The sequence below is a fragment of the Gluconobacter sp. P5B12 genome (genome assembly GCF_018812035.1).
Lineage (GTDB): Bacteria > Pseudomonadota > Alphaproteobacteria > Acetobacterales > Acetobacteraceae > Gluconobacter.
The window spans coordinates 123,961-137,587 of the sequence record NZ_JACRVV010000002.1 but is presented as its reverse complement, the minus strand read 5'-3'; the positions used below and the strand labels follow the sequence as shown (position 1 = coordinate 137,587).

The 13,627-nt window shown below is 57.0% G+C and carries 11 protein-coding genes; 8 read left to right on the top strand and 3 right to left on the bottom strand.

The features are described 5' to 3' along the window. The first annotated feature begins 7 nt into the window (after nt 1-7). On the top strand, nt 8-787 hold the full coding sequence (locus tag KP702_RS04660; RefSeq protein WP_202206937.1) for an alpha/beta fold hydrolase: 780 nt from the start codon (nt 8-10) through the stop codon (nt 785-787). Here the strand turns inward: KP702_RS04660 and KP702_RS04655 are convergent. After that, nucleotides 784-1,434 carry a DNA-3-methyladenine glycosylase gene (locus KP702_RS04655; RefSeq protein ID WP_046900471.1) on the bottom strand — a complete coding sequence of 217 codons (651 nt, stop codon included), beginning with the start codon at nt 1,432-1,434 and terminating at the stop codon, nt 784-786. The genes KP702_RS04660 and KP702_RS04655 overlap by 4 nt on opposite strands. A 197-nt stretch (nt 1,435-1,631) precedes the next feature. Here KP702_RS04655 and KP702_RS04650 point away from each other — a divergent pair, with 197 nt between their 5' ends. From KP702_RS04650 to KP702_RS04640, 3 genes are all read left to right on the top strand, one after another. Next, complete coding sequence (locus KP702_RS04650; RefSeq protein WP_202206936.1) at nt 1,632-2,747, top strand: energy transducer TonB; 1,116 nt, start codon at nt 1,632-1,634, stop codon at nt 2,745-2,747. 72 nt (nt 2,748-2,819) lie between these two features. Beyond that, complete coding sequence (locus tag KP702_RS04645) at nt 2,820-3,752, top strand: hypothetical protein (protein ID WP_202206935.1); 933 nt, start codon at nt 2,820-2,822, stop codon at nt 3,750-3,752. Between the two features lie 79 nt (nt 3,753-3,831). Further along, nucleotides 3,832-5,283, top strand: coding sequence for a deoxyribodipyrimidine photo-lyase (locus KP702_RS04640; RefSeq protein WP_215768585.1), 1,452 nt, complete (start codon nt 3,832-3,834; stop codon nt 5,281-5,283). Between the two features lie 46 nt (nt 5,284-5,329). On the opposite strand, the gene KP702_RS04635 is transcribed toward KP702_RS04640, so the two are convergent. Beyond that, complete coding sequence (locus tag KP702_RS04635) at nt 5,330-5,776, bottom strand: hypothetical protein (protein WP_202206933.1); 447 nt, start codon at nt 5,774-5,776, stop codon at nt 5,330-5,332. 76 nt (nt 5,777-5,852) lie between these two features. Next, nucleotides 5,853-6,455: a Crp/Fnr family transcriptional regulator gene (locus tag KP702_RS04630; RefSeq protein WP_306795930.1), complete on the bottom strand. Its 603-nt coding sequence runs from the start codon at nt 6,453-6,455 to the stop codon at nt 5,853-5,855. 270 nt (nt 6,456-6,725) lie between these two features. Between KP702_RS04630 and KP702_RS04625 the strand changes: the two genes are divergently transcribed. The 4 genes from KP702_RS04625 (at nt 6,726) to KP702_RS04610 (ending at nt 13,562) form a co-directional block, all read left to right on the top strand. Further along, nucleotides 6,726-7,511, top strand: coding sequence for an OmpW family protein (locus KP702_RS04625; RefSeq protein WP_202206931.1), 786 nt, complete (start codon nt 6,726-6,728; stop codon nt 7,509-7,511). A 276-nt stretch (nt 7,512-7,787) separates the two neighbouring features. Continuing rightward, nucleotides 7,788-8,924 (top strand): efflux RND transporter periplasmic adaptor subunit, encoded by a 1,137-nt coding sequence (locus KP702_RS04620; RefSeq protein ID WP_202206930.1) that lies wholly within the window; start codon nt 7,788-7,790, stop codon nt 8,922-8,924. A 19-nt stretch (nt 8,925-8,943) separates the two neighbouring features. Continuing rightward, a complete protein-coding gene (locus KP702_RS04615; protein ID WP_215768584.1) occupies nt 8,944-12,054 on the top strand; it encodes an efflux RND transporter permease subunit in 3,111 nt (1,036 codons plus the stop codon). Further along, entirely contained in the window at nt 12,051-13,562 is a 1,512-nt protein-coding gene (locus KP702_RS04610) for an efflux transporter outer membrane subunit (RefSeq protein WP_202206928.1), read from the top strand. The genes KP702_RS04615 and KP702_RS04610 overlap by 4 nt, the downstream gene beginning before the upstream one ends. Nucleotides 13,563-13,627 lie beyond the last annotated feature (65 nt).

Here is a 13,627-nt window from a genome sequence, read left to right as displayed (position 1 = left end):
ATCATGCATGAAACTCAACGCCATCGAACGCGGGGATGGACAGGAAACGGTCGTTTTCCTGCATGGACTGTTTGGACGCGCCCGTAATCTTGGTTTTCTTCAGCGTGAGGCAGCCCAGACATTTCGGACGATCGCCCTGGACCTTCGCAATCACGGAGACAGTCCGCACGGTCCCGTTAGCTACGCCGCCATGGCGCACGATGTGCTGGAAACCCTTGATGATCTCGGGGTCGATTCCTTTTCGGTCGTCGGACATTCCATGGGTGGGAAGGTTGCAATGATGCTCGCTCTGGCAGAGCCAGACCGTGTAGTCCGCCTGATGGTCGCTGATATGGCCCCCGCGCGGACCCAGCAGGGCCATGGAGATATGATTGCCCGACTGGATGCCATCACGTTTCCGCCAGACCTGACCCGGAGTGGCGCGCTGGACTTGCTGGAACCCGTCACAGGCAGCAGAGCCGTCGCGGAACTGATGGCTCAGAATGTTCGCCTCGACGGCACGCCGGGCTGGGCCATTGGATTTGATGACATTACGCACGGGATACGTCTGATCGAAGATTGGCCTGAAATTCAGGCTATTCCTTATGAAGGGCCTGCTCTTTTCCTTCGTGGGGGCAATTCCGACTATGTCAGGCCGGAGCACCACCCCCTGATCATGGCACTGTTTCCCCATGCCCGGATACAAACGCTGGAGGGCGCAGGTCACTGGCTTCATGCGGAGCAGCCCCGCCCTTTCATTGCTGAAATGATGACGTTCCTCAACGAACCGGCCAACTCTCCAGACTAACCCGTCAACACGTTGGGAGCAGTTTTTCGCCCTTCTTCCGCCACGCGCCAGCAATACCAGGCCAGCGCGGAGCGATGTGGGGAAAAGGGAAGCGTTTCAATTTTCAGGGCTTTGGGCTTCGGCGCAATGTCCAGCCCTTTAATCCGGCGCCAGCCTTCCCGGACACCAAAGTCATCCACCGGCATCACATCGGGCCGGTTCAACGTCAGCATCAGCAGCATCTCAACGGTCCATCGTCCGACACCACGAAGGGTTATAAGCCGCTGGATCAGGTCCTCGTCTTCCAGTGCATCAGCATCTTGTCGGCTGGGCACAAGTCCATCCAAGCGAGCCTGCGCAACGCCCCGCATGGCGCTCTGCTTGCTGGCAGACAGGCCGCAGGCACGCAGAGCATCTTCGGACAAAGCAAGAAGGGCATCAGGTGCTGGAGGCGTGCCATCCTCGGACGCCTCAGGGCCAAGAAGGCATAGCCGCCCGAAGATACGGCGCGCAGCCACACCGTGGAGCTGTTGCCCGGCGATGGCACGGAGGAGGGCGTCATATGGCTCCTGATCGCCTCTTCCCTGAAGGCGACAGGGACCAATCCTGCGAACTGCGGCTGCAACATCCGGATCAACGGAAAGACACGATATGAGACTGTCTGTCATGAAGCTGTCTTTCCTGCCAGGAACATGGCGCTTTGTCTCTTTCGTGAACTGCCCATTACTGCCATGATAGTGACAGACGCGATGCCCACCCCCAGACCGGATACCAGCCTGCCGGATGACGAACCCGCCCGCCCTGGTGCATAAAGCCTGGCGATGACTTGCCGCCACCTTTCCTCTTTTGAGCAGGCCCGCAACCTATGAGCGGGAAAATGCCGTCTGCCAATGGCAAGGTGGAGCGTCGCGAGCCAAAGCTGTTCGCTGCGTCCTTACGCCCTGTGAATGCACATCTTCAGTCACCGAAGGGATTCCGGTCCCGGCTGAAGGATTATGTCCCACCTGCGAAAAGCCCGGTTCGTCCCGTCCTGACGCCCATGATGCGCCCACAGACCATTGTGGAACCGGGGCCTATTGTTCCGTTCTGCATTTCTGCTGGCCTTCATGCGGCAGTCCTCGCCCTGCTGCTTACGCAGCATCAGGGCGTGCATGGTTCACCTGCAGGAAGTGAGCAGCCGCAGGTTGAGATGGTCTTTGATCAGCCTCCCTCAAAAAGCAGCATGCAGGGACCGCGCGCCAATGATCAGGGGGGCGCTCCGCCACCACCGCCTGCCCAGAGCCAGGAAGAAACCCAGCAGGAACAGCAGCAGCCAGAGCAACAGCAATCTGCGCCAACACCTGCCGTGCCGACGCCTGAAACGCCATCGGCCCCGCCTGTGCCCGAAGAGTCGTCGTCCGAGATTCCCAAAACCACGCCGTCTCAGCAGGTTACGCCGGGCGCCGCACCCAGCCAGCGAAGCACGCAGACGACGTCGCACAGTCATCGTGCCCATCGCTCGAACCGATCGCAGAACAACAATCCACTCGCCCATCCGATGGATCTGTCCTTCGGTGAACAGCCGTCACCCTACCGGCATCGTCGTGGACGTGCGGCGGGATCGGGCGGACCGATTGACATGTCGCTGGGGCCGCTCAGCATGAATGGCGCTATTAACGCGCCTTATCAGACACGCACCAGCGTGAAGGGCGTCAGTGAAGACTACGGCAGCGAGATTGATCGCTGGATCCGGTCTCACATGTATTATCCGGAAGATGCCGCCCGCGCCGGAGAGGATGGTCCGTCTTCTGTCCATGTTGTTCTGGACAGATTCGGGCATGTGAAAACAGTCCGGCTAACGGGCCAGTCCGGCTCCTACTCACTGGATGCTGCCACGACGGGTATGTTCCAGGGGGCCAAACTGCCGCCCGTGCCGCCTGACATGAAGGGCGATCACTTCGATATCGATGTGACGATCAATTACATTCTGATCCGCCGCTGATCCGCAGTTTCGACATCGGCGAAGTGATCCCTTACACTTCGCCGGTCTCTTTATCACTGTTCCGGAGCCCTGATGCGCCGTTTTCTGCCTGTTCTGCTGCCCCTCTGTCTGGCTGGCTGCTTCAGCATGCCTCGCCCGTTCTCGGACCCGGGACAACAGGCCCGGCAGCTCGCAACGGCAAACCTGCCTCCTGCCCGACTGGCCGTTCCGACATCTTCTGAGTCCCTGTTGTCCGATGATGCTGCAAATCTGTGGGCTCATGACGTTGCGGAAGCCATGGTGGCGCAGTCGGTTCCGGCTATTGCCCAGCCGAAAAAACCTGGTGACTGGTGGCTGAAACTGAGCGCAAGCACCCGCAACGGAGCCGTAGTGCCGCACTACGTCATCATGACGCCTGAGGGGAAAGCGCGTGCTGAAGGCGATGGTGCACCAGTTGATATGGCAGGCTGGAGTGCGGGAGATCCGTTGGCCATTAAGGGCGCCGCCATGCAGGAAGCTCCGGAACTGGCCAATCTCCTGACCGGTATTCAGGCGGATATGATGCAGCAGGACCCTCACAGCCTCATGCGCCGTGCCGCTCATATCTATTTTGAAGGCGTTAAAGGAGCGCCCGGCGACGGAAATACCTCTCTAGCCCGGGCGTTCTATGCCTCGTTGCCCGACAAGACAAACTCTGTGCAGACCAACGCCAAAAACGCGGATTTTACGGTTCAGGGCGTCGTGAAGGTCACAACTGCGGGGACAGTCGATAAAACTTTGATGCAGCACATCGAGATCGTCTGGCATGTCATCACACCAGATGGCAAGGAAGCCGGGGCAGCAACACAGCTTCACGATGTTCCAGCTCATTCCCTGGATAATGCGTGGGGCGACACGGCTATCATGGCTGCTGAAGAAGCTGCAGGCGCTGTACGGACCATTATCACCAATTATTCTGGCCGGGAGCACAAGCCGCTGCCCGCGTCGACACAAACTGTGAAACCATCCGACGCAAAGCACGCTTAATTTCAGCTCACGCACTCTGTGAGCGCTGTTTTCGAGGTTTTGACCCTCAGTCCTTTCATACCCTCGGAAAGAGAGCCGAATGCTTGCCCGCGCGTCACAGACTAAAGAATCCCCTGTCATCGTCTGGTTCAGGGATGACCTTCGCCTTGCCGATCATCCCGCCCTACAGGCTGCTGTGGAAACCGGGCAACCGCTGATCTGCGTTTACGTTCTTGATGATGAGACACCTGCACTCCACCGTCTGGGAGCGGCATCCCGGTGGTGGCTGCATGGCGCACTGGCCGAGCTAAGAAAATCTCTGGCTCAACACCATGGTGCGCTCCTGACGCTTCATGGCTCCGCAGAGACGCTGATCCCTGCGCTTGCAAAAGAAACCGGCGCTAATTGCGTTTTCTGGCATCACCGGTTTCATGCCAAAGAACGGGAACAGGACGACCGTATTGCTGATGCGCTCAGCAAAAACGACGTCTCGGCGAAGGCAGAATGGGGAACAGTCCTGCTGGATCCTGAACGGGTCCGCACGAAGGAAGAAAAATTCTATCGCGTTTTCACGGCCTTCTGGAAAGCGTTTCAGCTTCAGGACGTTCCGGATCCTGTAGATGCGCCATCCCACCTGTCGTTCTTCCCTGTTAAGGACGATTTGCTTCCGGATCATCGTCTTGATGAGAAGAGTCTCCTCCCCACCCAGCCTGACTGGGCCGCCGGGTTGCGGTCTAACTGGGAGCCGGGGGAAACCGAGGGACAGGAGCACCTGGAGGACTTCGTGAAGCATGACTGTACCCGTTATGGAACCGGCCGGGACGAGCTAGGGCGTGAAGGAACTTCGCGCCTGTCCCCTTATCTGGCGTCCGGGGCGGTCTCTCCGCGGCAGGTCTGGGCCGCGATTCAGCGTAAAGGCGCTTCCGAAGAAGGCGCGAGAATTTTTCTCTCCGAAATCGGGTGGCGAGAGTTCGCGAAATACACCCTTTTTCATCAACCTCTTCTGCCCAAGACCAGCCTGAATCAGAAATTTTCATCTATGTCGTGGCGCTCGAGCCAGACAGACTTGGAAGCGTGGCAACAGGGACGTACCGGCATTCCTGTTGTGGATGCTGGCATGCGACAGCTTTGGGTGACGGGATGGATGCACAATCGGGCAAGAATGATCGTCGGGTCATTTTTGACGAAGCATCTGCTGATTGACTGGCGTGAAGGGGAAGCCTGGTTCCGTGACACTTTGGTGGACGCGGATTGGGCAAGCAATGCCATGAACTGGCAGTGGGTTGCTGGCACGGGCATTGATGCCGCGCCGTTCTTCCGGATTTTTAATCCGACCAGACAGGGTGTGAAATTTGATCCAGACGGCGATTATATCCGTCAATGGGTGCCAGAGCTGAAGAAGCTCTCAGGAAAGGCACTGCTCGAGCCTTGGAACGCGCGGGAAAATGAACTGCGCCACGCTGGCGTCATTTTGGGAAAGACTTACCCACATCCGATCGTCGAGCTTCAGGAAGGTCGGGACCGGGCTATGAAAGCGTTTCGCTCTCTGTAACGTAAGAAAGAATGCCAGCCGGAGTAATCCGGCTGGTGAGGCTGTCTCAGAGACCGCCGTTCAGGAAGTTCGTCGCATCGCTGCGGCTCTTCTTGCCCAGTGCATTCAGACGGTTCTTCTGTTCCTGCGGCGCATTGCGCAGCTTCTGAAGTTTTTCCGTCTGTGCGGTACGGGCTGTATTCAGCTTGTCACGCTCGCTGTTAATCTTGTTCTGAATGTTGGCTTTTTCGTTGGCCGGTGCATTCGCGTACTTGTCTTTGAGTGCCTGGATTTTCTGGGTGCGCTCAGCTTGGGCCGCAGCAGATTGCGTCTGGTAGTTCTTCACGCGGTTGTTGAGATTGTCTTCTTTCTGGGCAAGATTCCCAAGGAAGTCATTCTGAGTGCTCTGCGTAGCTGCAGCCGGATCGGCTGCGTAGGCCTTGGAGGCTACTGAAACCGAACCGGTCAGCAGGCTGACAGCAAGAAGCGAACGGAAGAAAATACGGTTTTTCATGAAGTCTCCTGTAATCATCTGGCAGGAAGACACCAGCACTTCGTGGCGGGAATGTGGCTTCCCGGTAAATAAACTTCTATTCGAGGCCTTCCGCAATTATAGCGATGCGGTCAGGTTGCATAATTGTAATGTGAGTAATGCCACGAATGCTTATCAGACCTTCCCGTTTAAAGGCGCTCAGAACACGGCTGACTGTTTCAATAGTCAGTCCAAGATAATCCGCGATATCGGTCCGTGGCATGGGTAGATCCAGCTCAATCGGCGCATGAGGCTCTGGTACTGGCGCTGAGAGCAGCCGGGCGCGCTCCATCAGGAAGGTTGCAAGACGCTCGCGCGCCGTCTTTCGGCCCAACAGGGTCATACGAGCCTGCATCAGGGTCAGTTCACGAGACGCTTCCTGACGCAGCCGATGCTCCAGATTGGGAAAGCGGCTTGTGAGTCGCTGCATCGACGCATGGGGAAAACGACACAGAACCGCAGTGCCGAGCGCCTCTGCACCGAATGCATAGCTCGTGGACGCTGCAAGCCCAAGGAAATCTCCACCTTCAGCAAAACCGGTAATCTGGCGGCGTCCGTCTGGAAGAAGTGTAAAAAGTTTAACGCGTCCACCAGTCACAACGAAAAAATCATGGGCTGGCTCGCCCTCTTCTATAAATGAACGCCCATCCGGAACAGTCATTTTTGAAGATTCACTGGCAAGTATAGCAAGATCACAATCGTCTATTGCACTACAGATACTATGTTCGCGACCAATGCAGTGGGCACAGCGATCGTGGACTTCGTCCGGGATACGCGTTGATGTCATGATGATTGGAACTCTCCCGGCCTGTAACATTTGCTGTGCCGCCACACCCATAGCACATAATTCCCCAGACTTGATCCAGGTCAAGGTGAGGCGTGGGGAGGAGTGCTTTGTGAAGTCAACTATTGTTGATGGAACCTCTTTAACATGAAGACTTCAGCTCTTGCGCTGGTCGCCGCCCTAGGTCTGGTGGCATCACCTGCTTTCGCTCAGACAACGGCCCCTGTCGTTGCTCCTCAGGCTACTGTTTCCGCTCCGATGACCGCGGCTCCGGTACCACAGGTCAACATCATTCCCCCGTCATCCGGCCACTGCGGTCTGTTTGAGACCTGCGCGAACACAAAGATCGGTCTGGGCAAGGGTGATTTCCTGATCCGTCTGTCTGCTCTGGGTGTTCTTCCGCAGGATACGTCTTCCCGCGTGAAGGTGATCGGTGGCCGCGTAAAAGCAACCAATCAGGTGGCTCCTGAATTCACGTTCGAATATTTCTTCACGGATCATATCTCTCTGGATCTGATCGCAGCCAGCACCCGTCATGAACTGGCCGCTGAAGACACGGCTCTGGGCAAGGTTGATCTGGGTAGCACGTGGGTTCTGCCGCCGACGCTGACGCTGGCCTGGCACTTCCGCCCGCACAAGCGCTTCAACCCATATGTGGGTGTCGGCCTGACGCTGGCGTTCTTCCACAATATCAGCCCGGCTGGTGGTGCGGTTCAAAAGCTTGATCTGCGTACGACGGTTGGTCCGGCTGCCAATGTTGGTTTTGATTATCAGCTCGTCGGCAACTGGTTCTTCAACTTTGACGCCAAGCAGATGTGGCTGTCCGTTCCGGCCTTCATCAACGAGCGCGGCGGAGCTTCTGGCCCATACATCCACGCCCGTGACAGTCTGAACCCGACCACGGTTGCAGCCGGTATTGAATACCGCTTCTGATCTGCTCCAGCAGTTCAAGACGGCCAAAGCAGCTCATCCTCTGGGAGTGAGCTGCTTTTTTTATGTAATTTTTGGGTCAAAACGATAAAATTTTTGCAATATGTTGCTGGAAGCCTTTAGAAAATCCAAGTTTTCAGCTTCTAGTGATGCTGACCGATGATTATGTCACGTAGCGCTTGCCATGAAATCGTCGGGGTTCTGAAGTAGCAGGACGGTTCATGCTTCTGCCGCATTTGCGGCATTGGTCGTCTGGCAGATACGGGGTTTTCAAAAAGTATGCGTGTTGCGCGCGCCAGCGCTCTGGCTCTCGGCCTGCTGGGTCTGGTTTTCCTTGTTCTTTTCTTGAGAACCTATTTCTTCGCTCCGCCTCATGCGGCTATCCCCGAGCAACCTATGTTTGCCCGGCAGAATGGTAGTCTCGTCTTGCGGGATGGCAGCCCTTTGCAGAAACGCCTTGTGATCGCTCCGGTTTCCCTGTCGCATGCCACGGCAGGGGTGACTCTGCCTGCGCAGGTGGTTGCCATACCCGATCATCAGGTCAATGTGCTGGCACCAGCAACGGGCCGGATCATGAGTGTGGCAGTTCAGCTCGGCCAGCATGTTTCACGTGGGCAGGTACTGGCGACGATTGCAGCCAGCGATCTGGATCAGGCCTGGGCCGACGATCGTCGGGCCCGCGCTGCACTGGATTTCTCCAAACGTGCCTATGACCGGGCGCGCGGCGTGCTCGCTGCTGGCGGAAATGCCGTGAAAGACCTCGAATCTGCACGCAATGATCTGGCTCAGGCAGAAGCAGAAGCCCAGAGAACCCATCAGCGGCTACAGGTTCTGGGCGCGCGCTCCGATTACGCTGCAAAAGGACAGGTCCCTCTCGTATCGCCCATTGATGGTGTTGTTTCCGCCGCCAACATGGCTGTGGGGCAGAACATCACGGACTCAACGGCCATTCAGATGACGCTGCTGGATCTCTCTTCCGTGTGGGTCGCTGCGGCCGTGCCGGAAAGCCGCATAGCTGACATCACGGCAGGAGCCACACTGGATGTCACGTTCCCGGCCCTCCCCGGTCAGACCTGCTCCGGCCCGGTTGCAACACTGGACCCGGAATTGAAGCCTGATACACGGCGGCTCAACGTTTACGTTGTTTGCCCCAATACGAACGGCCAGCTGCGGCCGGGTATATTCGCTTCGGCCAATCTGAGTGTTTCGGAAAACGATGTTGTCCAGGTGCCAAAATCCGCGTTGCTGATGAACAATGACCAGGTTTCGGTTTTCGTCGAAACTGCTCCTGGGACTTTTCGTCGGCGTGAGGTCACCATCAATTACGACGAAGGTGACGATGTACTTGTTCTCTCCGGCCTGTCAGCGGGTGAGCGTGTTGTGACCAGCGGCGCCATCCTGCTGAACGACGACTGACCGGAACGGGCCAGCCATCATGATCGAACGTTTTATCTCCTGGTGCTTCGTGCGCCGGAACATCGTCTTCTTTGCCGCCGTCCTGCTTGCCGTCATGGGAAGCATTGCGTGGCGTGTCCTGCCTGTTGAAGCCTATCCGGACCTTGGATCTGTCAGCGTTCTTGTAACGACCCAGCAGTCCGGTCTGGCTGCGGAGGAAATGGAGCAGCAGGTCACGATTCCTCTGGAGCGCATGCTTGCCAGCGTTCCCGGTGTTTCGGACAGTCGCTCCACCAGCACATTTGGGCTGTCTCTCATCACGCTGATTTTCCGGGATGGGACAGATGTGTTCTGGGCCCGACAGCAGGTTGAAACCATCCTTGCCAGCAACCCGCTTTCCAATGGCGCGCAGCCTTCCCTAGGGCCAATTTCCGGCCCGACGGGCGAGATCTATCGCTATACGCTGGAGTCAGACGACAAAAACCTGATGCAGTTGTCGGACGTCCAAAAATGGACGGTTATTCCTGCCCTGCTTCACGTACCAGGAGTGGTCAGCGTTGATAATTTCGGCGGGTTCACGAGGGAATATCAGCTTGTCCTCAATCCCTCCGCGCTGTTCCGCTATAATATTGGCCTGGAAGATGTTCTGACGGCCATCCGCAATAACAACATCAATGCCGGTGGTGGTCGCGTCACACGAGGCGAGCAATCCTACATCGTTCGTGGTGTCGGCATGATCCATTCACTTGCAGATATGGGTAACATCGCCGTAGCCCAGCGAAATGGTGTCCCCGTGCTGGTGCGGGACCTCGGAACGGTGCAATTCGGGCATCAGGTTCGCGAAGGCATTCTAGGGAAGGATCATAATCCCGATACCATTGAGGGTGTCGTCACCATGCTGAGTGGTGAAAACCCTTCCGTAGTTCTGGAAAACCTGCACCAGACGGTTGCGAAGCTTCAGACGCAGCTTGCCCCCCAGCATATCCGCGTCGTTCCCTATATCGACCGAGACAATCTGGTTCTCTCCACGACCCACAAGGTCACGGAAACCATGATTGAGGGGATTCTGCTGGTTGTCGTGATCCTGACGCTCTTTCTGGGAAGTCCGCGCAGCGCCGTTGTCACGGCCATCACCATTCCACTTGCGCTGTCCGTCGTCTTCACGCTCATGCATTTCCTTGGCATGTCCGCCAATCTGTTTTCGCTCGGTGCCGTCGACTTTGGCGTGATCGTGGATGGCGCCATCGTCATCACCGAGACCATTCTGCGTGTTCGTGAGGAAAAGCCCACCGAAGCATTGGACTCTTCTGAAGTTCTGACAGTAGCCAAGCGAGCCGGGCATGCCATCTTCTCATCCACGCTCGTGATTATTCTGGCATACAGCCCGCTCTTTGCTTTCGAAGGAAGCGAAGGGAAGCTGTTCCGGCCCATGGCTTATACGGTCAGTTTCGCACTCCTGGGGGCGCTGCTCTGCGCACTGGCCCTGATCCCGTCGCTGAGCTTTCTGGCACTTCAGAAACCCCGTCATATCTGGCGCAATCGCCCGCTCGAATGGCTGCATGGTCGTTACAGCTACTGGCTTGGGCATTTCATTGATCGCCCCCTCTTTGCTTACGGAGCCGGTCTGGGCGCTCTGGTGGCTGTGGTCTTCCTCGGGGCAACGATCGGCCGTGAGTTCCTGCCTGACCTTGATGAAGGCGCCCTGTGGCTACAGGTCCAGATGCCGACCGGGATTTCGATGGAGAAGGGCGAACAGATCGCCAATGAACTGCGGGATGCCGTGAGAGAGTTTCCGGAAACCTCTTATGCCATCACTCAGTTGGGTCGCTCTGACGACGGCACGGATCCATGGACGCCATCTCACATCGAAATGCCAGTTGGCCTGAAGCCTTATGACCAATGGCCTTCAGGAGAAACGAAGGCACAGTTCGTCCAGCGGCTACATGATCGGCTGCAGAAGATACCAAGCATCGATTTCGGTATCAGCCAGCCGATTGAAGATCAGATGAGTGATCTTGTTGGCGGGGCGCACAGCCCACTGGTCCTTCGTGTCTACGGCAATGACTTTCAGGAACTTCGCCACGTTGGACAGCAGATTGTAGATGTCCTCCATAAGGTTCCTGGTACGGCTGAGGCTTCGATCTTTCAGGAGCCCAGAATTCCCCAGATCGACGTAACGGCTGATCGGCTTGCGGCTGCCCGCTACGGAATCAATATTTCCGATATTTCGGATATCGTGTCCTACGCAATCGGGGATGCCCCGATTTCCACAGTCTATGAAGATGATCGCTTCTATGACGCGACATTGCGGATTCCCCGGAAAGACGCGCAGGATCTCCAAAGTCTTTCGCAGCTTCCACTACTGACTGCACAGGGCGCTTTTGTGCCGCTCTCCCAGGTGGCCCAGGTCGGTCTGCGCATGGGTGAGAGCAATATTGCTCACGAGATGAGCCATCGTCAGATCACCATCCGGGTCGATAATGGCCAGCGTCCCCTGTCACAGTATCTTGCTGATGCTCAGGCTCGCATTGAGCAATCGGTGCATTACGACAAACAGAAATACACCCTGGAATGGGCAGGTACATTCCAGCAGCAGGAACGCGCGCAGAAGCGTCTTGCCATTGCTCTGGCCGTCATGTTTGCCATGATGCTGGTGCTGCTATTCATCGAATTCGGCAAAATCCGCCAGGCACTGCTCATTCTAAGCGTTGTTCCGCTCGCGACGCTGGGTGGCCTGATTGCGCTGCATGTGCGTGGAGAGACCCTGAATATCGCTACAGCTGTGGGCTTTATCGCCCTTTTCGGTGTGGCGGTGCAGAACGGCATCATCATGATCTCAAGCATCAACCGGCACCGTGCCGAAGGCCGTTCTGTACGGGATGCTACGATTATGGGAGCGGGTGAGCGTTTCCGACCGGTTCTGATGACGGCAACCGTTGCAAGCGCTGGCATGCTCCCCGCAGCACTGGCAACTGGCGTTGGCACAGACGTGCAGCGTGGGCTTGCGACAGTCGTCGTAGGTGGGCTTGGGATTGCCACACTGCTGACCCTCTTTGCATTGCCCGTCTATTTCAGTGAGCTTGAAATGTGGGTGGAGCGTCGGGATGCCCGTCGTCCGCGCCCCTCTGAAGAGAATGGAGCCCCGACATGAAGCGGGTTCTTAAAAATACGATCGCCCTTCTAGGGTCGGTTCTGATATCAGCCTGCGCAGTCGGTCCGGATTTTCATCGTCCGGACCTTCCAAAGGACGTAAACTATCAAGCTCCGCCGCTTGCGGGGACGTCCGGCAATGCCCAAAGCGGGACAGGAGTGGCTCAACACTTCCAGAGCGGCATAGATATTCCTGGAAAGTGGTGGGAAGTCTTCCGCAACCCGCAGCTTAATGCGCTTGTTGAGCAGGCTCTGACCAACAACCAGTCCATGAAAGCCATGCAGACAGGACTGAAGTCTGCATGGGAGCAACGGCGTATTGAAGGGGCTGGTCTGTACCCAACCGTCTCGGCCTCTTTTAATCCTACACGCAACAAGACCTCACGCGTTTACTCTCCGGTTCCGAACAACAACACCTGGCTGTATAATGTTCATACCGCTCAGCTGACGATCGGATATGTTCCGGATCTCTGGGGTGGGACGCGGCGAGCGATTGAGGCCGCGGGCGCGCAGGCTGAAATTCAGAAATTTCAGCTTGAAGCTACCGCTCTCACTCTGATCTCCGATCTGGTGAGCGCAACAATTGACGAGGCCACGCTTCGTGCGCAGATCGAAGCGACACAGGATCTGATCGCCAGCCAGAAATCAGCCCTCAAGCTGATTACGGCCCGACAGAAGTTCGGCGATGCTTCCGAACAGGATATGGTGGCGCAGCTTGCTTCGGTCGCGCAGCTTGAAGCTACCCTTCCCTCTCTGAATCTTCAGTTGGCTCAAACCCGGGATCAGTTAGCTGTTCTGGTTGGGGTGGCACCAAATACTCCGCTGCCGACCTTCAGGCTTGAGCAGTTTACGCTTCCGCAGACCTTGCCGGTCTCCCTGCCCTCAGACCTTTTGAATCAACGACCGGATATTCGAGCGGCACAGGCGCAGATCCAGTCTGCAAGTGCGCAGATTGGTGTGGCGATCGCCAACCGTCTGCCCAACGTGCAGCTTAGTGCCCTCCCAGGGCAAGCCGTCGGGACCATGAGCGACTTCTTCAAACCCGGGTATGGAAACTGGACGATCGCTGCAACTGTCATGCAGCCAATCTTCCAGGGCGGCTCCCTGCTGCATGCCGAGCGGCAGGCCCGCGATAACCTGCTACAGGCCAACGAGACCTATAAGGCCACAGTCCTGAGTGCCATTCAGGACGTCGCGGACAGCCTTCATGCACTGGACTTTGATGCTGATGCGTTGATGGCGAATGAGAGTGCCTATACTGCTACGGGGAAGAGTCTGAAGATCGCTCAGGCTCAGCTTCGCTTGGGAGATGTCAGTGAGCTGATGGTGCTTCAAGCCCAGCAATCTCATGCTCAGGCGCGCCTGGCCTATGTTCAGGCACAGGGCGCAAGGTTCTCTGATAGTGTGGGTCTGTTCCAATCCCTTGGCGGCGGCTGGTGGAACCGTAATGACCTGGGGATGACTCCTGCAGCACAGAAAGCTCTCGGGAAATCGTTGCTACCATGGTGACGAAGCGCCACTCAGGTCGTTTTTGATATGACGATCTTCTGTGGCGTACCTCTAGGGTACGCCAC